Origin of the sequence: Variovorax boronicumulans (assembly GCF_019352895.1) — a bacterium.
GTDB lineage: Bacteria > Pseudomonadota > Gammaproteobacteria > Burkholderiales > Burkholderiaceae_C > Variovorax > Variovorax boronicumulans_A.
Genome location: NZ_JAAAFX010000007.1, coordinates 1 through 19,688, shown reverse-complemented (window position 1 = coordinate 19,688; position 19,688 = coordinate 1). Strand labels below are relative to the sequence as shown.

Below are 19,688 nucleotides of genomic sequence, written 5' to 3'. Positions count from 1 at the left end.
CGATCCGCGCCACCTCGCCGGTGTTGGCCGGCAGCACGACGCAACACGCGTGGCCACGGTAGCGGCCGCGCCAATCCTGGACAAAGGCTTCGGTCTCCGATGGATCGGTGAGCACAGCGGAGGCACCCAGCATCGATTTCAGTTGCTCGATCAGTGCCATGGTGTCCACCCCGCGGCGTTCTTGCTGCGATGGCCGCGGCCTGCCTGCGCGCGCAAGCAGGCGCGGAGAGCAGGCCCTCGCTCAGGTTCAAGTATTGTCATGTAATATCATGTTGTACATAACGCTACTTTAGCTTGAATGGCGAACGGTTGCAACAGCGCACGCAGCGCGGCCCGAAGACGCCTCGGGCGGCCGCAGCACGGCCCTGTGCAGCAGGCGTGGGCGCAGCTCGCGTCATGCGCGAAGGTGGACGCATCGAGCAGACGCGCTCGGCGGGGCGATGGATGCAGCGATCTCGAAGCGCTGGGGTGTGGGAAGAAAGGGCCCGGCGCGGCAGGCCGGGCCTTCGTGTCGCGCGTCGGATGGCAACATCGAGACGGCGTTGTGCGGATGCCGGCCTGCCCGAGGGCCGGAACACGCGGGCGCCCGGCGGGGCCGGCGCCTTCCGGCGGTCAGCTCTGCAGCAAGGTGCCGACCTTCTCGGACAACGCGCGCTCGTAGGCCAGCGTGGCGATGGCCAGGTCCGCGACCGCGGATCCGCTGCTGAACAGCATGATCCGCTGATCGTCGCTGGTGCGCCCCGGATGGCGAAGTGCCGCCAGCTCCGACATCGTGGCATGCGCATGACCGAGCGGCGGCACCAGATTGCCCGGCTTCGCATACTTCTTCATCGCCTCTTCGTCGACCACCGTGACGTCCACCGCCTCCAGGCCCGGATGCCGCCATGAACGGCCGAGATCGATGGCGGCGACGAAGGCACCGGGCCGGATCCAGGCCGCGTCGATGAAGGGCTCGAAGCCCGGCCCGATGGGCACGGTCGTCACGACCACGTCGCTGCGCATCACCGTCGCCTGGGCTGTCGCGACTTCCGCCTGCAGTTCCATCGAGGCGCATTGCGCCGCGAAGCGCGCGCCCGTGGGAGACGCCCCGCTGTAGACGTAGACCTTCTGCAGCGACGGCAGCAGGTCCCGCAAGGCGAGCAGATGGCTCTCCGCCTGCACGCCCGCGCCCACGAAACCGATCGTGGTGCTGTCGCTTCGGGCCAGGTACCGGGCCGCCATGGCCGTCATCCCGGCGGTCCGCAACGCGGTCACGCGTCGCCCGTCCATCAGGCAGCGCGTCTGGCCGGTCGCGGCATCGGAAAGCAGGATGCTGGCATTGATGTTGACGGCCGCAGCGCCACCGGGCGGCACCATGCCGACCCATTTGAGGGCGGCGAAGCCGCTGGCCATGTCCACCGCCGCGAGACTCTGGAAGGCATGTCCGGGCCCCACGGCGATGGAGGTCTTCGCTTCGGTCCGGAGTTCGCCGGCCGCATAGGCCTGGAACGCTCTGCCGATCGCGGTCCGTACGCTGCGGACGTCGAGTGGCAGCCGGGCAATGTCAGCATCGTTGAGATAGAGCAGCGAGGTGTTGATCGTCATATTGTATTTAATAGAAATACTTTAGATTTTAGTAAAGTATATCTTCGACCTTTTCCCCATGCAAGAGACGGCTGGGCATGCGGCAGCCCACCGCCTGCGCAAGCGGTGCCGGTGGATGGAGTGCGAAGATGCGCCGACGGCCCTGCGAGGGGGGCGTAGCGAGGGATCGACTGGCGCGACGGCGGTGGGAGCGCTTGAACCGGCCAGTGCAGCGAGCGGCGGCGGGCCGGCGGCAGGCAGTGTTCGATGGCAGCGGTCAGGCCAGCGACATCGATGCGTGGCTGCCGGGCCCTGCTGGAAGTCTTAGGTGCGAGGCTTCACACCTAGAGCATGACCGACTTGGCAGCCGCCGAAACCAGCTTGGAGAACTTCGACTCCACGTCCTTGGCGGACAGTCGATCGGTCGATCCCGACAGCGAGATGCCGCCGAGGATGCGCCCGTTGCGCGACACGATGGGCGCGCCGAGCGAAATGTCGTTCGGAAAATAATCGCCGACGCTCAGCGCGTATCCCTTCGCCCGGATGGTCTTCAACCGGTCCATGATCTTCGCCGGCTCGTACACGGTCAACGGCGCGAACGGACGCAGATCGCTCGCCGCGATCAGCGACCTGGCCTCGCTCTCGCCGAGCGCAGCCAGCATCGCCAGGCCCGAGGCCGTCGCGAAGGCGGGCAGCCGGGTTCCGATGCTCACGCCGGTCGACAACAGATGGTTGCCCACCACCCGCGACACGAACACCACCTCGGTACCGTCGAGCACCGTCAGGTTCACGGTCTCGCCGGTCTCGCCGTTGAGGTGGACCAGGTACGGCATGGCCGCGCCGATGAGCGGATTGCTGGACAGGTAGATGTGGGCAAGGTCGACCAGCTTCACGGTCACACCCAGCGTCTTCGTCACCGGGTCCTTGTCCAGGTAACCCATGACCAGCAAGGTGTGCGTGAAACGCTGCGCCGTGCTCTTGTCGATCCCCAGCTTGTCCACGATCTGGGTCAACGTGAGGCGCGACTCCGTGCGGCTGAAGGCCATGAGGATGCGAAACGCCTTCTGAACCGAGTTCACCATCAAGGGGCTGTCCGCGCCCGGCTCCACCGGTGCCGGGGTCGGCTCTGCCTTCGATCTGGATTTGGTGCCCGTCGTTTGAATCGTCTTCTTTGCCATGGCGGCGATTATTGCATTGCACTACCTCGGACGCACCTCAGCCGGACCGCGGCCTGCGCTCGCCCCCGTCGGCTAGCCGCGCGAACGCGAGCGCACGTCGAACAGATCGAGGATGCCCTCGCCCAGGAAATGGAAGCTGAGCACGGTCAAGGTGATGAACGCGCCCGGCAGGATCGCCATCCAGGGCGCCGACTCGAGGTAGCCCTGGGCCTGGTTCAGCATGTTGCCCCAGCTCGGCGTCGGCGGTTGCACGCCATAGCCCAGGAAACTCACGTAGCTCTCCGCCAGGATCGCGTGGGCCACGTTGAGCGTGGCGGCCACCAGGATCGTCGGCATCGTGTTCGGCAGCAGCACCTTGAAGATCAGGTGCCGGTCCTTGCAGCCCACGGACTTGGCGGCGAGCGCGAACTCGCGCTCGCGCAGTGAAGAGACCTGCGCCTGCACCACGCGTGCGATCTCCATCCACGACGTGCACGCGATGAGGATGACGAGCGTGACCACGCTGGGTTGCAGCAGGGCGGAAAGCGTGAGCATCAGGAACACGTTGGGGAAGCAGAGCGCCACGTCGACCATCCGCATGATCGCATTGCCGATGCGACCGCCATAGAAGCCGGCCAGCAGCCCCAGCACGACCCCGATGAGCACGCTCATGGCCATGGCGCCGACGCCCACCGACATCGAGATGCGCCCCGCGACCAGCAGGCGGGCCAGCAGGTCGCGGCCGAGTTCGTCGGTACCGGCCACATGGGGACCCCAGCCCGGCGGCAGGTGCCGGTTGACGATGTCGACCTGGGTATCGGACCATGGCAGCAACCACGGCACCACGATGCAGGCGACGATCATCGAAAGAATGAAGGCCGCCGCATAGAAGGCACGCACCCTCTTCTTTCGCGGCGTGCCCGAGGCGGCGCGTTTTTCGATGCCACGCGCGGATGAAACCAGAGCTTTCATATCGACTTTCACTCGTTCAGGTAGGCCGGACACGCGGGTCGGCGATGGCATAGCAGACGTCGGCGATCAGGCTCGCGATCAAGGTCAGCAGGGCCGTGAGCATCAGCACGCCGAGCACCACGGGGTAGTCGCGGTAGTTGAGGGAATCCATGAACAGGCGCCCCATGCCGGGCCAGGTGAACACCGTTTCCGTGACCAGCGCCCCGCCGAGCTGCGCGGGCAGTTGCATGCCCGCGATCGAGATCATCGGCAGCAGCGAATTGGGGAGAACATGGCGCCAGAGGATCCGGCTTTCGGACAGGCCCTTGGCCCGCGCCGTGCGCACATAGTCCTGCGAGATCGCATCCAGGACCGAGGCCCGCATGTAGCGGCTCCAGATCGCGACATGCACCATCGCCAGTACCAGCGCCGGCATCAGCAGGTGCGAGAGCACGTCGGTCAGCGAACCGTCGCCCGGCGTCTCCCGGCCGCCGGCCGGCAGCCAGCCCAGCTTCACGGAAAAGAGATAGATCGCCACCAGGCCCAGCCAGAAGGTCGGAATGGACACCAGGGCGACGAAGAAGACCGAGGTCAGGGTGTCGAACAGGCCACCGCGGCGAACGCCGCTGATGACACCGATCCAGGTGCCCAGCAGCACGGCGATGCCCGTGGCGGTGAGCATCAGCAGCAGCGTGGCCCCCAGTCGCGATGCGATGATCTCGAGCACCGGCAGTTGGTCGCGGTAGGACCGGCCCCAATCGCCCGCCAGCAGATTTCCCGCCCAGCGCATGTACTGCACCGGCAGCGAGTCGTTGAGACCCATCTGGGCGGCCAAGCGATTGATGTCCTCCTGCGACATGTCGCCCGTCGCCGTGAGCAAGGACAGCGGGCCTCCTGGCGCGAGGTTCAGGATCAGGAAACCCAGGACCGACACACCCAGCAGCAGGATGGCGACCGTGGAGAGACGGCGAAGCAGAAAAATGCCCATGATCAGACTTCCCAGCGCCAGCTGCCGATGTTCCAGCTGTTGGACGCCACGCAGGGGTTGGACTGGTAACCCACCAGCTTGGCCTTCGTGCCCTCCACCGGCGTCGGCGTGCAGATCGGGAGAATCGCGAGATCCTCGCGCATCAGGCTCTGGATCTTCTGGTAGGCCTCTTTCCGTTCCGCCTGCTTGAAGGTGGTCTGCGCGATCACCAGCAGCCGGTCCACTTCGGCGTTCTTGTACTGGTAGTAGTTCAGGCCCGAGCCGCCCTGGGCCGGAATGGCGGAGGAACTGAAGCGCTGCGTGGGGTCGGGGTCCGCGCCGGTGCCGTAGGTGGACGACAGCAGCAGGCAATCGAACTGGGACTTCGTGTAGTAGTCGCCGAAGACGACCGCGGCCGGCATGGTCTTGATCGTCATGGCAACGCCCAGCTTCTTCCAGTCCTGCTGGACCAGTTGCAGCACCTGCTCGCGCTGCGGATTGCCCGACACGGTGGCCACCGTGAAATCGAGCCGGAGGCCGCCCTTGGCCCGGATCCCGTCCGGCCCCTTGATCCAGCCGGCCTCTTCCAGCATGCTGTTTCCCGCCGCCGGGTCGAACGCATGCTTGGGCAGGTTCGCGTTGAATGCCCAGGAGAAGCGGGGCGTGAACGACTCCGTCTCCAGCGGCAGGCCGTAGTAGACGGAATCGATGATCGCCTTCTTGTTCATGCCCGTGTAGAGCGCCCGCCGAACCGCCTTGTCCTGGAAGATCGGTTTGCCGAAATTCATGACGATGGACTCGACCTGCGCGGATTTGACCCGCTCGACTTTTCGATCCCGCAGGGACATCGCGTCCTTGACGTATTGGGCGGCGACGCCGTAGTAGCCGATGTAGTCGATCTGGCCCGTCTTGAACTGCGTGTAGAGCACATTGGAGTCGGGCACGTAGTTGAAGATCACGCGTTCGACATGGGGGCCATCGCCGAAGTAGTCCTTGTTGGCCTCCAGGGTGACGCCCTGGCCAGCCGTTCTTTTTCCCCAGCGGAACGGACCTGTGCCGATGGGTGCGGAATTGAAGGGCGCGATGTTGGGATCCGACGCCGCGCCGAGCACATGCTTCGGGACCATGAAGGTCCAGGTGAGCAAGGCGAGGTAGGGTGCAAAGGCCTTGCTCATCTTCCACGTCAGCTCATGGGGGCCGACGACGGTGATGTCCTTGACGAAACTGTGCCCCTGTCGGGTGTAGGCCTTGAACGAAGGGTTGTTCAACAACTCCAGCGTGTACTTCACGTCCTCGGCGGTGAACTCCGCACCGTCGTGCCATTTCACGCCTTTGCGCAACCGGATGCGCCAGAGCAGGCCGTCGGCGCTGATCCCGCCATTCTCGAGGCTGGGCACTTCCGCCGCCAACTCGGGCACGAAAGAGCCGTCCGGCTCCGCGCGCCACAGCGGGTTGAACAGCGCGAACCAGACGCCCTGGTCGACCTCGATCCGCGGCATCAGGGGATTGAAGACCGTCGGTTCCTGCGAGACGCCCACCACGATCTGCCCCCTTGGCCCTTTGGACGGTGTCCTGGGTGCGGGATCTAGGGTCGATGGCTGCGCGTGCAGCCAGGCAGGTGCCAGCAGCGCGGCGGGAAATGCCAGCAGCGTCCGGCGCGTCAACGACGCGTGGGCGGGCAACTGCCGCGGAGGAACGGTGTGTTCTTTCTTCATAAGTGGCTCCGGTAAGGATTGGATGGCGCTCGAGGCCAGACATCGCGGCGCAAAGACAACCCGGTTGCCCATCGCGCAGCGCCCACGGCTCCAAGGGGATGAAACCGTCTTTGGTTGTTTCGATATTTAGTATTTTATTAAAATACTTTAAATCTCTTCAACTGGTGAAATCCCTGTGTCGGGCGTGCGATGGAACGGGCGCGCGCGGGATGGCGGTGCCGGACGAAGAGGGGAACAGCCCCGGGCGGCAACAAGCACCAGCGCACGCCGGCGAATGGCCGTCCAGGGGCGGGGATGCAGGCGCAGCGGATGGCGTCTGCCGCCGGTGCATTCCCGGCACCGGCGCTGCCGGAACTAGCGAGAAGCGCCGAGGAGCCGGTACACGGGCAAGCGCAGGCCCTCCCGTGATGCGCCGTCGAACAGCGTGACGCGCTGCCCGATGCCGACATTGCCCTGGTCCGCGCCGACGATGCGCGTCACCAGCTGGGGACCGTCATCCGTCTGAACGACCGCCAGCGTCACGGTGTCGCCCTGCTGGCGGAACGCCTCGTCCACGCCGCGGTGCACCACCGAGAAGCTGACGATGCGGCCTTCGCCCGTCGAAGGCCGGTTCTCGAGCCGGCCGCCGAGGCAGGACGGACAGCGTTTGCGCGGGTAGTAGATGACGGCTTCGCATGCGGCGCAGTGCTGCAGCAGCAGTTCGCCCCTTGTGCGCCAGGCTTCGAGCATCGCGCGATTGACCGAGTCCTCGGTCGGCATCGGAAATTCCATTCAGTTCCCCGCTTTCTGAAGGATCACGGCACTCGACGAAAGGCCATGACCATATGACACCATGCCGAAGCCGCTGACCAGCCCGGTGCGCGCATTGCGCACCTGACGTTCGCCGGCCTCGCCGTTCAGTTGGCACACCGTCTCCAGCACGCCGATCAGGCCGCCACCGCCCGCGGTCGCGGCACACGAGAGTTGCCCGCCGCTGGTGTTCAACGGGAAGGTGCCGTCAAAGCTCAACGTGTGGCGGTCGAGGAACGGCCCGACTTCCCCTTTCGGGCAGAAGCCCAGGTCCTCGATCTGAATGGACACCATGATGGGATAGTCGTCATAGAGCTGCACCAGGTCCAGTTCCTGGTGCGTCACGCCGGCTTCGTCGAACAGCTTGTCCCTGAAGGTCTCCCAGCCGCCACGCAAGGGCGTGAGTTCGCCGGGCAGGTGGTTGTGACGCTGGAAACCCGACAGCAGGCGCACCCCCTTGCCAGGCCGCGCACGGTCGAGCGGCGCCACCAGGATGGCATCGGCCCCGGAGGCGGGCATCGGGCAATCGAACAGGCGGATGGGGTCCGCGATCATGCGTGCGTTCAGGTACTCGTCGAGCGTGAGCGCCTTCTTGAACAGCGACTTCGGATTGCGCAAGGCGTTGTAGCGCTGAGCCACGGCGATCCGGCCCAGTTGTTCACGCTTCGTGCCGTACTCGTGCATGTGGCGGCGCTGGATCATCGAGAAGAAGCCGTTCATGCCGCCGAAGTTCAACGGCGCCGCGTAGTTCTGCACGGCGTAGTTGAAGCGGGAGATCAGGTGCCGGAAGTCGTCCATGGTGCGGCTGTCGCCGCCCAGCACCAGCACGCACTTCGCGACGCCGGACTCCACCGCGCGGATGGCCTCCATCACCGAGCACACCGGTCCGGCGCTGGCGGCGGTGAAGAAGTGCGCCCAGTTCAACTCCATGCCGAGGTACTCGCCCAGCGTGACGGCATTGTCCGGCGGCGCGTGGAAGGAGCTGAGCGCGATGCCGTCCACCTCCGACTTCGCAATGCCTGCGTTTTCAAGACAGGCGGCCGCGGCGTCCGCCAGGTACGCGAAGGTCGGCTGCGTGCCGTTCTTTTCGTAGACCGAGCTCCCGTAGCCAATGATTCCTACGTCATCCGATTTCATCTAGACACTCCTTTTCTTGTCGGGCCGCGCGTCGTGCACGGCAGCGTCGGCCCCATAGGCGCCGCGTTTGAGAACGTTCTTGTCGATCTTTCCGGTCGGTGTCTTGGGCAGCACATCGACGAACTGCACGTAGCGCGGGACCTTGAAGGGCGAGAGCGCGGCCTGGCATGCCTGGACGATCGCCTCCGCGCTGAGCCGGCGCCCTGCTTCGCCCGGCGCCCGCGCCACCACCACCTGGACTTCCTCTCCGCGCAGCGCATCCGCGACGGGAATGGCCGCGACCTCCAGGACGCCATCAATCGCGTTGACCGTGAGTTCGATCTCCGAGGCGGAAATGTTCTCGCCGCTGCGGCGGATGACGTCCTTGATGCGGCCCAGCATGTAGTGGTAGCCGTTTTCGTCCCGCATGAAGAGGTCGCCGGTCTTGAACCACTCGCCCTCGAAGGACCTGGCCGTGGCTTCCGGATCCTTGTAGTAGCCGGAGAAGATGCCGGGCCCCGCGACCCAGAGTTCCCCGGCCACGCCGGCCGGCGCGTCGGCCCCGCCCTCCGCGACGACCTTGCATCGCCTGAAGGGCGCCGGCAGCCCGCAGGAGCCCGAGCCCACCATGCTCGTGTCTTCCACCGGCATGCACAGCACGGAACCGACTTCCGTCATGCCGTAGATCTCGCGCACGGGCACGCCGAGCCGCCGCTCCAGGCCGGCATGCAGTTCCTTGCTCAGGCCGTAGGTCGTCACGAACTTCAGCGCGGAGTGCGCGATGCGCGGATCCTCTTCCAGCTTCGCGACGGGATAGGTCACCGAGCAGAAATCGATCTTGTGCTCGAGGATGCGGTCGAAGAGCCGGCTCAGGCTGTAGCGTTTCGCGACGAAAAGCGTGGCCCCCACGTGGATCGCGACGATCACGCGCCAGAGCGGCCCCATGTAGAACATGGGCGAGTCGATCAGCATCCGCTGCGCCTCCGGGCCCATGCTGAGACGCGATTTCCCGAGCGTGAGCCAGTAGCGGTGCGACAGCATGCAGGCCTTGGGCACACCGCTCGAGCCGGAAGTGAACTGGATGCTCGCGATATCGTCGGGCATCACCTCGGGCAGCCGTTGGCCGGTCTCCGTTCCGGACACCAGCGCGTCCCACGGCACCTGGTCCACCGCGAGCGGCACGCCGTCCGCCGTCCCGTGCACGATCACATGGCCCTCGGGCAGGCGTCGATCGCTCGCGATGCCTTCATAGGCCGGCAGGAACTCGCGATCGATCACGATGAAGAGCACATCGGCGGTCGTCAGCATGCGCTCGACCTCGGCACTCGTGCTGGCGGTGTTGACCATCACCGCCACGGCGCCCAACCTGCACAGCGCCATCCAGCACAGCATGAAGCCGGCAGAATTCGGCAGCATCAAGGCGACATGGCTGCCTTTTCGCACACCCCGTGCGTGCAGACCTTCGGCGCACAGGCGGGACAGCCGTCCGAACTCGGCGTAGCGCAATGGCGGCGCATCACCATCGATCGATTGCCAGAACAGGCGTTCGGGGTGGTGCGCCACGGCCCGGTCCAGCAGCGCCGGCAGGTTCGCATCGAGCGGCGCGTGCTCGACGCGCGCCCACAGGGTCGGCCGACGATCGGCCCAGCTTGAATTCATGAAGTCCTCATGGAAAGTTCCGGGAAGCGGTCAGGCCGCCGCAGCCATCCCGCGTTGGTCGGCGGCGTCGACCAGCGCTGGCGGAGTTGCGTGACCCGGTATGGCGGCCAGCAGGGACCGCGTGTACGCGTGCGAAGGCCTGGCCAACAGTTCGCCGGTGGTGTTGAGCTCGACCAGCTTGCCTTTTTGCATCACCGCGATCCGGTCGCACATCTGGGCCGCCACACGCAGGTCGTGGGTGATGAAGAGGATCGCCAGCCCCATGCGGGCCTGCACCTCGCGCAGCAGCTGGAGCACCTGGTACTGCACCGACACGTCGAGCGCGGAGACCGCCTCGTCGGCAATCAGCACCTCGGGATCCAGCGCCAGCGCGCGGGCGATCCCGACCCGCTGCCGCTGGCCGCCGGAGAATTCGTTCGGGTAGCGGTCGACGGCCGTGCCCTGCAGGCCCACCAGCTGCAGCAGCTCGATGCTGCGCGCGCGCGCATCGCTGGCCGAGGTGCCGTTGGCGAGCATGCCTTCGCAGATCGCCGCACCGACCGTTCGACGTGGATCGAGCGAGCCGAAGGGATCCTGGAAGATCATCTGCACACGGCGGCGCTGCGGGCGCAGCGCCCGTTGCGACAGGCCCTCGAGCTGGAGTTCGCCCACGCGGATCGAGCCGGCGTCCGGCTCGATCAGCCGCATCACGCAACGCCCGACGGTGGACTTGCCCGAACCCGACTCCCCGACCACCCCCAGGGTCTCGCCGCGGCGCAGGGTCAGGCTCACGTCGTCCACCGCATGGATGGTTCGCTTGGCGGCGAAGAAGCTGCGCTGGCCGTAGGTCTTGAAAAGGCTCGCCACGACCAGCGCCTTCTCGTCGGAGAGCACGCGCGGCGGCGGCGGCACCATGGTGGGCACCGCGGCCATGAGCTGCCGGGTGTAGGGATGGCGGGGATCGCCCAGCACCGTCGCGCAGCGCCCCTCTTCGACCCGCTCCCCCTGCTTCATCACCACCACCCGGTCCGCGATCTCGCTCACGACGCCGAAGTCGTGGGTGATGAAGAGCACCGCCATGTCGTGCTTCCTGCGCAGCTCGGCGATCAGCTTCAGGATCTGGGCCTGGGTGGTGACGTCGAGCGCCGTCGTGGGCTCGTCGGCGATCAGCAGCTTCGGCTCCAGGGCCAGCGCCATGGCGATCATCACGCGCTGCCGCTGCCCGCCCGACAGTTCGTGCGGATAGGCGTTGACGATGCGCTGCGGGTCGGGCAGCCCCACCTCCGAGATCAGACCCATCGTCTTCTCCCGGCGGCTGGCGCGGTTGCCCGCGCCGTGCACTTCCAGCACCTCCTGGATCTGGTCGCCGATCCGCATGACCGGATTCAGGGCGGTCAATGGCTCCTGGAAGATCATGCCGATGTCGCGCCCGCGGACCGCGCGCATCTGCGCATCGGACAGGTCGAGCAGGTTCTTGCCGTTCAGGCGGATGGTGCCGGCCGTGGCGCGGACGCCATCCGGCAGCAGGCGCATGGTGGCCAGCGCCGACAAGGACTTGCCGGAACCGGATTCGCCGACGACGCAGACGGTTTCACCGGGGTGGATCGACAGGCTCAGATCCTTGACCGCGTAGGCGCGATCGGCCGCGGCGGGCAACTGGATGTCGAGGCCCTCGATATCGAGGACCGGGAGCGTCTTCGTGGGCGGGTGCTTGAGCGGGGTGGCGTGAGCCGAATTCATGGGTGTCTCCAATACCGGGTTCGACGGAATGAAGCGGGCCGCGAAGCCCGTCCACCCCGGTCCTTGCTGCATGGGCCTACGCTTGCGCGGCTGCCGCCTTGATCGTCGCGCCCCGGGCCGCGTAGAAGGCCTCCACCATCCGCTGGGGCTCCTGGCTCTCGTACGACTCGCGGTGGGCACGGATCGCGGCGTCGATGGTTTCGCGGAAGGTCGGCTCGGTCATCTCGCGGAATCGCGCCTTGTCCAGGCGCATCGCGACCGGTGGCTTGGCCCCCAGGTCGGCGGCGATCGCCATCGACCGGGACAGCACCTCCGCGGGCGCCACGAGCTGATGGACCAGGCCGATGCGATGGCACTCGTCGGCGCTCATCAGACGGCCCGTCAGGGTCAGCTCGACGGTGCGGGACATGCCGAGCATCAGGTTCATGATCCAGGGCCCCGTGATGCTGGCGATGCCCGAGTTGATCTCGGGCTGACCCATCCGGACACCGGCATGTCCGACGCGCACATCCCCCATCAGCGCGGCCTGGAACGCGGACCCCGCGGCCACCCCGTTGAGCGCCATGACGAGGGGCTTCGACAAGCCCCGGAGCGTCGAGTAGAAGACCTCCCAGCCACGGATCCAGGCCTCGGCGGCGTCCGGCGTGAAGCCGTGGGCTTCTTCGAGGTCCTGGCCGGCGCAGAAGGCACGTTCGCCGGTGCCGGTCATCACGATCGCGCGGACGCCGGCGTCCGACTCGAAGCCGCCGAGCGCCTCGATGATGTCCTGGCGCATCGCGACCGTCCAGGCATTCAGCTTCTCGGGCCGGTTGAGACGCACGAGGCCGACGGTCCCGTGGCGCTCGACGACGATGGGGTCATGGGGTTCTGACAAGGGTTGTCTCCTGAGGTGTTGTTTCATGGGTGTCGCGGTCCCAGGCGCCGGCGGCCGTCTTCGGCAGCAGATGCTTGCGGATGCGTTCGCTGGGGGTGAGTTCGAATTTCTCGACCGCCGAGAAGTAGCGCGGCAGCTGGAAGCTCGCCATGCGCGGCGCCGCCCAGCGCACCAGCGAGTCCCATGCCACGGACTGGCCGGCCTCGAACTGGACGTGGAGGTGGATGTCCTGCTCGCCGATCTCTCCGGCAACACCCACGGCCGCCGCGGCCACGATGGCAGGGTGCTCGGCGAACACGCGTTCGATCTCCCACGCCGAAACGTTCTCGCCCCGCACTCGCATGCTGTCGGTGCGGCGGCCGACAAACGCGAACTCGCCGTTGGGCAGCCGCCTTGCGATGTCGCCGGTGTGCAGGCGGCCGCCCCTGAGGGCGTCCGCCGTGGCTTCGGGGTTCTCGAGATAGCCGGGAAAGAAGACGCCCTCCACATCGCTGGAGAGCACGATCTCGCCGAGCTCGCCCTCGGGGACGGCGCGGCCGGGCGCGTCCAGCAGCTCGACGCGGATCCAGGGTAGCGCGGCGCCGATCGAGCCCGGCGTTCCCGTGGTGTTGTGCGTCGCGAAGCTCGAGCACTCCGTCATGCCATAGCACTCGCGGATCTCGCAGCCCAATCGTTCCCGGATGGGGTGCCATGCCGCGGCGGAAACGCCCGCCCCCCAGGCGACCCGGATCCGGTCGACCTCGGCCCCCCGCATCAGCACATCGAGCACGCCACCCAGGTAGTGCAGATGGGTGGCCCGGGCGGCCCGCCACTGCGACCAGAACCTGCTGGCGGAGAAGCGCTGCACGACATGCAGTTGCACGTCGCAGAGGAAAGGGATCATCAGCATCTGGGCCCCGCCGATGTGGCACAGCGGCTCCCACAGGAACGCCCGGTCGCCCCCTCGCAGGCCAGCCACCCTCAGCACGGCTTCGCTGGCGATGCGCAGCATGCGATGGGTGAAGACCACGCCTTTGGGGGCGCCCGTGGTGCCGGAGGTGTAGATGATGCAGAGCGTGTCCTCGTGCGAGACGCCGCGGCACTGGATGTCGGCCGATGCGAGCGGCGCCTCGGCGCACAGGGACTCGAGCGGGACCGCCGTGACATCCGCCAGGCCATCGACCGCTGGCGCGAACTCGGCGTCGAACACCAGCAAGGCCGGACGCGAGTGGCCGACGAGGTAGGCGAGGCCCGCACCCCGCAGGCGCACATTCACCGGAACCCAGACCACGCCCATCAGCATCAGCGCATAGATCAGGGCGATGTGATCGACGGAGTTCGACAGCATGACCGCCACCCGGTCCGCCGGCTGTATCCCCGCATGCCGCAGCCGGGCCTGCATGCGGGCCACGCGCGAGCGGATCTCGCCGGCCGGCACCTCGCGCCCCTCGTACGTGATCACGCATCGCTCGGGCGCCGAGACCAGGCCCCGCCACAGCAAAGGCAGGACGTCGAGCCGATCGTCCGCGTAGCGCTGCTGGAAATGCGATGGAAAGCCGGTCATCTCTCTGCTGTTGCTCGGGTCTTGCATGGCATTGCTCAATGTATTTTATTGCAATATCTTGTGGTGATTAATAATACACTCGGCGTTTTCATGGCGCAACCGCAAACTGCGCGTCGAAGGTCCACGAGGCAGTGGCGTGCGCCGATGCATCGATCGAGAAGCCGATCCTTGTTGGCGTGTGTTCGAATGGACGCTCACTTGCGCCAACGCCGAATGGGAACCGGGGCCGGGCCGTGGTGCTCGTCTCGCGTGCCGGTCAAGACCCGTCGTCCGATATGGGCTTGGCAGACGGGCGATCCATGGGCTTGACGGGAACTGCGAGACTTTTCCGGCAGGCCGGCAGCTTCTGGTGCCAAGCCGTCCAGGAGAAAAAATGATCTCGCTTTTCAAGATCGATATCCCCGAAGACCGACTGCTCGCCATCCAGGCGAAGGTCGATGCCTACGACTGGCGTCAGTTGCCGGATGTCGGGGGATGGGAAGCGGGCGTGGGCATCGCCGATCTGCGACGACTCGTCACCTACTGGCGCGATGCGTACGACTGGCGCCGGGTTGAACGGCGTCTCAACAAGTGGCCCCAGTTCACGACCGACATCCAGGGCGAGCGCATCCACTTCGTGCACCTTCGCGGCCATGGCGGCAAACCGCCCCTGCTGCTGCTGCACGGATGGCCGGGATCCTTCCTCGAGTTCGAGCGGCTCATGGAGCCACTGGCCGAGGACGGCCATGATGTGATCGTGCCCTCGCTGCCAGGCTTCGCGTTCTCGCAACCGATCACGGGCGTGATCGGCCCACGTCGCGCCGCCGCGCTCCTGCACGCACTGATGGCGCGGCTGTTCGGCCCCGCGCGCTTCATCGTGCAGGGCGGGGACTGGGGACAGGGCATCGCGGGATGGATGGCCCACGACCGGCCCGACTCGCTGTGGGGCATCCACATCAACATGGTCAATCTCCTGCCCTGCGGCATCGTCGCGACCACCGCTGCGGAGAGGGCGTTCGTTGCCCGGCGCGACACCCTGCTCGACCTGGAAGGCGGCTACACCCACGAACAGGAAACGCGCCCCCAGACCCTGGGTGTCGCCATGGCGGACAGTCCGGTCGGGGTCGCGGGCTGGATCCTCGAGAAGTTCGGCCAATGGGCCGATCTGCCGAAGACCGGCGACGGCAGCCCTGACCTGTGGCACAAGTTCTCCGAGGAAGAACTGCTGACCCACATCATGTTGTATGTCGCGCCGTCGTCGGCCGTCACCGCAACCTGGATGTACCTCGGCAAGCGGCGCGAGGGCTCGCAGGCCTTCCCGGCAGGCACCCGCATCGGCGTGCCGACGGGTGTCGCGGCCTTCCCCGATCCCGTGTTCGTGCCACCCCCGCGCTCGTTTGCGGAAAAGGCCTACAACATCGTGCACTGGACCGACATGCCGACCGGCGGTCACTTCGCGGCCATGGAGCAGCCCGAGCTGATGCTGCGCGACCTGCGCCGTTTCGTCGCCACCGTCACGCCTCACGGCGGCGAAAGCATCCGATGAAGTTTGTCGACACTGCTGCGCTGCGCATCGCATTCATCGAGCACGGCGCGCCTGACGGATGGCCCGTGGTGCTGTCGCACGGATTTCCCTATGACGTGCATGCCTTCGACGATGTGGCCTCGATTCTGGCAAGCGCGGGCGCACGGGTCATCGTGCCCTATGCACGCGGCTTCGGGCCCACCCGCTTCGCCGCCGCCGACACGATGCGCAGCGGACAACAGGCCGCGCGCGGTGCCGACATCCTGGCACTGTGCGAGGCGCTCGTACTCGTGCGCCCCCTGCTCGCCGGCTTCGACTGGGGCGGCAACGCGTCCTGCGTGGCGGCCGCACTGTGGCCGGAGCGTTTTGGCGGCCTGGTCTCGTACGCGGGCTACGACATCATCGACGTGGACGCACAGCGGTTTGCCGTCGAGCCGGCGCTAGAACGCGCCTACTGGTACCAGCATCTGTTCCAGACCGAGCGCGGACGCGATGGCTTGGAGAAGCACCGGCGCGCGCTGTGCCACATGCTCTGGCGGGAAATGTCGCCGGACTGGGCCTTCGACGAAGCCACCTTCGCGCGCTCCGCGGGCGCCTTCGAGAATCCCGACTTCGTTGCTGTCGTGATCCATTGCTACCGCTTCAACGCCGGACGGGAAGAAGGCGATCCCGCGCTCCGACCGCTCGAAGCGCTGCTGGCGAAGAAGCCCCCCATCACGGTACCGACGGTCACGCTCGACGGCACCGCCGACCCGCTCAAACCGGGTGGCACGGCCGGCCACGCGCCCCTGTTTGTCGGCCGCCACACGCACCGTGCCGTCGCCGGGGGACACAACCTCCCTCAGCAGCATCCACAGGCTTTCGCCGAGGCCGTGCTCACATTGCGTGGATGGACCGCCTGATGCAGCGTCGCGCTTCGCGGATCGTGACGCACGGAGAACCACTGCGCTGTCGGACCGGCTGACAGCTCCGTGCCACCTCCCGGAGGCCGTGCAAGCATTGGCCCGCTCGAAGCGCCATGTGACGCGTCCGGCCTTGCCGGCTCAACGGGTCGGCGCGCTGGCCTGGAATCCCGCGGCGGCGAACTGAACGAGCTGGTTGATGAACTCGTCCGAATCCTGCGAGGTGACACGCCCGTCGGTGAGGCGCTTCACGCTGCGCCCGTGCGGACGCGTCGCGGTCAGGATCGCACCGACCAGGAAGTACAAGCGCCAGACAAGCGTCTCCCGCGAGACCTCCGGAAGACAGCGCTCCAGCAGCGCGAGAAATCGCAGGTTGATGACGTCGTAGATCTCGAGAATCAGATCTTCGGAGAGCTTTCCATGTTCCGCATTCAGGCTCAGCGACAGCGCTGCAATCGGGCTCTCCTTCGACAGCGAGGCGCCTTCGAACATCGGTGCGACCCAGGCACGCACCACCGACTCGACCGTGATCTCGCCGGCCTCCTCCAGCTTCTCGAAGCTTGCGACGCGCTTCGCGTTGAGCGGTGCAGCGACGGTCTTGAATACCTGGATGAACAGGCCTTCCTTGTCCCCGAAATAGTAGGAGATCAAGGCGGAGTTCGTCTTCGCGCGCTCCGCGATCTCACGGATCGAGACGCCCCGGTATCCCTTCTTGATGAAGAGATGCGTGGCGGCCTTGAGCAGCCGGCTCTGTACGTCTGCAACTGATTTCTGATCCACGCTGTTCCTGCTCCATCTTGCTCCTGGCGCCTCGGCACATCCTCGAGGTGGTCGCCATGAGGGATGGTAGCGCACGGAAGACATCGTTCGAGCGATGAGCCTCGCCCCGCACCAGGCTCGGATTCCCCTGAGGAGTGCGCTCGATGGGACATGGAAAGAACCCACGTAACCCGAATCGTCCGCACGCCGAATGCCGTGCTCGAAGGGGCGCGTGCGAAGAAACGGACGGTCTTCGTGCGTCGGCCGTCCATCCCTTGCGACGACCTCGACACCGCTTCATTGCGTCCAGATTCTCATTTTGTTAATCACAGATTAACAACTTGCATCACCTAGGGAAAGCCCCGACGAAGACGCTCTTTTCTGCCAGTGATCGTCAGAACTATACTGAGTTAATCAGTGATTAATATCGACGCAAGACCGGCGATCGAGCGCCATCCAGGCCACTCAATGACGTTCAGGCCGTGAGGTCCGCCCCCACCACAGGCGGCTTTGCAGGGCGAGCAAGGTGCAAACGACACACATCACACAGAAGGAATTTCATATGGTTGAGAAGTCCGCTGACACGGCGAGACCTGGCGAGCGAGATCCGACGCCATCGCACCAGCACCCGTCGGCCAAGGATCTCGCGCAGCAATGGCTCGACGGCTTCAACGCCGCGATCGACGCGAAGGACTGCGACGACGCGGCGCGTCATTTCGATGCCGATGGGTACTGGCGCGACATCCTGAGCTTCAGCTGGCACATCGTGACGGAGCGAGGACCCGCGAGAATCGCCGAGGCACTGCGTGCCACGCTGCCCTCCTGCGAAGCGAGGGACTTCCGGCTGGAGTCGCAGGAACCCCAATTCGGACAGCTCGGCGCCTTCAGGACGGTGGAAGCCTTCTTTCGCTTCGACACCCATCTCGCGAACGGCCGTGGCTTCATGCGCCTGGTCCTCGATCCGGACGGGTTGGGTGGCTGGAAGGCCTTGAACTTCCTCACCACCCTCCACGAACTCAAGGCCTTTCCCGAAGACGCCTTCCTTCATCGCCAACGCGAGGGCGTTGGTCATCGAGGCCTGGAGAACTGGCTCGACCGTCGGACGAAAGCGGCCCAATTCGACGATTCCGATCCCGAGGTGCTGATCATCGGTGCGGGTCAGGCGGGGCTTGCGCTGGGAGCACGGCTCACGCAGCTCAAGGTGAGCACGCTCATCGTCGACAAGCACGAGCGCGTCGGTGACAACTGGCGAAAGCGCTATCACTCGCTGACGCTGCACAACGAGATCTGCACGAACCATCTACCGTACCTGCCATTCCCGAAGACCTGGCCGGTCTATCTCCCCAAAGACATGCTGGCCAATTTCCTGGAGTTCTATGCCATGAGCATGGAACTCAATGTATGGACCGGCACCGAGTTCCTTGGCGGTGAGTACGACGCGGACACCCAGCGCTGGACGGTTCGCGTCAAGAGGGCCGACGGGTCGTTCCGGACGCTGAGGCCACGCCAGGTCGTCATGGCGATCGGCGCGAGCGGCATCGCGAACGTTCCGAAGCTCGCCGGCCTGCAGGATTTCAAGGGCAAGGTGTTCCACTCGAGCGGCCCGACCGAAGACCTGGATGTGAAGGGCAAGTCGGTGCTGGTGGTCGGCGCTGGCACCAGTGCCCACGATATCGCCCAGGACCTTCATCTTCGAGGAGCCAACGTGACGATGCTGCAGCGATCGTCGACGACGGTGGTCGGCCTCGAGCCGGCTTCGACCCGCGCCTATGCGCTCTATCGCCAGAACGAACGCCTGCGGCCGATCGAAGAGACGGACTTGATGAGCGCCTCGATCCCATTCGACATGGTCAGGCAACTGCATGGCCCGCTCAGCCAGACGATGGCGGACGACGACAAGGAACTTCTACGTGGCCTTCGGGACGCCGGCTTCATGCTCGACAACGGAGAGGACGACACCGGCTTCTTCATGAAGCTGCTGCGCTCCCTCAGTGGCTACTACATCAACGTGGGCGCTTCGGATCTCATCATTGAAAAGAAGATCGGCCTCAAGAGCGGCGTGGAGATCGAGTGCGTCGAGGCTACGCAGGTCCGATTCACAGACGGAAGCTCGATGCCTGCGGATGTCCTCGTGCTGGCCACCGGCTACCAGCCTCTGCAGGCCGGCGTGCGCGCCATGTTCGGGCCCGAGATCGCCGAGCGCGTGGGGCCGATCTGGGGCCTCGGCGAGGACGGAGAACTGCGCAACATGTGGGTGCGCACCCGCCAGGAAGGCTTCTATGTCGCTGGCGGCACCTTGACCATGTGCCGCTTCTATTCGCACGTCACCGCCCTGCTCATCAAAGCCACGCTCGAGGGCCTGATCCCCGCCTCGGCCCGGGCGCCATACCACCAGGAGAAAGCATCATGAACGGCAAGATCGGACTCGAAGAACATTTCGCTACCGCTGAGACGCTGCAGGACTCGGCCG

Annotated in this window: 15 protein-coding genes; 3 read left to right on the top strand and 12 right to left on the bottom strand. The window is 66.0% G+C overall.

Translation table 11 applies throughout. The annotated features are described in order from the left end of the window. Window positions 1-612: 612 nt before the first annotated feature. The 11 genes from K0H49_RS15040 to K0H49_RS14990 form a co-directional block, all read right to left on the bottom strand. The gene (locus K0H49_RS15040; RefSeq protein WP_219213993.1) at window positions 613-1,584 is read right to left on the bottom strand and encodes an ornithine cyclodeaminase family protein; all 972 of its coding nucleotides are present in this window, start codon (window positions 1,582-1,584) and stop codon (window positions 613-615) included. A 323-nt stretch (window positions 1,585-1,907) separates the two neighbouring features. Next, window positions 1,908-2,741: an IclR family transcriptional regulator gene (locus tag K0H49_RS15035; RefSeq protein WP_219213991.1), complete on the bottom strand. Its 834-nt coding sequence runs from the start codon at window positions 2,739-2,741 to the stop codon at window positions 1,908-1,910. 72 nt (window positions 2,742-2,813) lie between these two features. Then, window positions 2,814-3,692, bottom strand: a complete 879-nt coding sequence (locus K0H49_RS15030) for an ABC transporter permease (RefSeq protein ID WP_219213989.1) — start codon at window positions 3,690-3,692, stop codon at window positions 2,814-2,816. A 16-nt stretch (window positions 3,693-3,708) separates the two neighbouring features. Next, window positions 3,709-4,659, bottom strand: coding sequence for an ABC transporter permease (locus K0H49_RS15025; RefSeq protein ID WP_219213987.1), 951 nt, complete (start codon window positions 4,657-4,659; stop codon window positions 3,709-3,711). Window positions 4,660-4,661: 2 nt separating this feature from the next. Then, window positions 4,662-6,353, bottom strand: a complete 1,692-nt coding sequence (locus K0H49_RS15020) for a peptide ABC transporter substrate-binding protein (protein ID WP_219213985.1) — start codon at window positions 6,351-6,353, stop codon at window positions 4,662-4,664. Between the two features lie 354 nt (window positions 6,354-6,707). Next, window positions 6,708-7,112 carry a Zn-ribbon domain-containing OB-fold protein gene (locus K0H49_RS15015; RefSeq protein ID WP_219213982.1) on the bottom strand — a complete coding sequence of 135 codons (405 nt, stop codon included), beginning with the start codon at window positions 7,110-7,112 and terminating at the stop codon, window positions 6,708-6,710. Window positions 7,113-7,124: 12 nt separating this feature from the next. Beyond that, window positions 7,125-8,279, bottom strand: a complete 1,155-nt coding sequence (locus K0H49_RS15010) for a thiolase family protein (RefSeq protein ID WP_219213980.1) — start codon at window positions 8,277-8,279, stop codon at window positions 7,125-7,127. Beyond that, on the bottom strand, window positions 8,280-9,917 hold the full coding sequence (locus K0H49_RS15005) for a class I adenylate-forming enzyme family protein (protein ID WP_219213978.1): 1,638 nt from the start codon (window positions 9,915-9,917) through the stop codon (window positions 8,280-8,282). It lies immediately after the preceding gene. Window positions 9,918-9,947: 30 nt separating this feature from the next. Further along, a complete protein-coding gene (locus tag K0H49_RS15000; protein ID WP_219213976.1) occupies window positions 9,948-11,636 on the bottom strand; it encodes an ABC transporter ATP-binding protein in 1,689 nt (562 codons plus the stop codon). Between the two features lie 76 nt (window positions 11,637-11,712). After that, window positions 11,713-12,510: an enoyl-CoA hydratase/isomerase family protein gene (locus K0H49_RS14995; RefSeq protein ID WP_257624892.1), complete on the bottom strand. Its 798-nt coding sequence runs from the start codon at window positions 12,508-12,510 to the stop codon at window positions 11,713-11,715. Beyond that, window positions 12,494-14,053, bottom strand: coding sequence for an AMP-binding protein (locus K0H49_RS14990; protein WP_219215443.1), 1,560 nt, complete (start codon window positions 14,051-14,053; stop codon window positions 12,494-12,496). Before K0H49_RS14990 ends, K0H49_RS14995 begins: the two co-directional genes overlap by 17 nt. Window positions 14,054-14,426: 373 nt before the next feature. Here K0H49_RS14990 and K0H49_RS14985 point away from each other — a divergent pair, with 373 nt between their 5' ends. Both K0H49_RS14985 and K0H49_RS14980 read left to right on the top strand, forming a co-directional pair. After that, a complete protein-coding gene (locus K0H49_RS14985) occupies window positions 14,427-15,578 on the top strand; it encodes an epoxide hydrolase (RefSeq protein ID WP_219213972.1) in 1,152 nt (383 codons plus the stop codon). Beyond that, window positions 15,575-16,459 carry an alpha/beta fold hydrolase gene (locus tag K0H49_RS14980; protein ID WP_219213970.1) on the top strand — a complete coding sequence of 295 codons (885 nt, stop codon included), beginning with the start codon at window positions 15,575-15,577 and terminating at the stop codon, window positions 16,457-16,459. Before K0H49_RS14985 ends, K0H49_RS14980 begins: the two co-directional genes overlap by 4 nt. Before the next feature lie 141 nt (window positions 16,460-16,600). Here K0H49_RS14980 and K0H49_RS14975 read toward each other — a convergent pair whose 3' ends face one another. Then, window positions 16,601-17,239: a TetR/AcrR family transcriptional regulator gene (locus K0H49_RS14975; RefSeq protein WP_219213969.1), complete on the bottom strand. Its 639-nt coding sequence runs from the start codon at window positions 17,237-17,239 to the stop codon at window positions 16,601-16,603. 541 nt (window positions 17,240-17,780) lie between these two features. Between K0H49_RS14975 and K0H49_RS14970 the strand changes: the two genes are divergently transcribed. Next, window positions 17,781-19,628, top strand: coding sequence for a flavin-containing monooxygenase (locus tag K0H49_RS14970; protein ID WP_219213967.1), 1,848 nt, complete (start codon window positions 17,781-17,783; stop codon window positions 19,626-19,628). The last annotated feature ends 60 nt before the right edge of the window (window positions 19,629-19,688 follow it).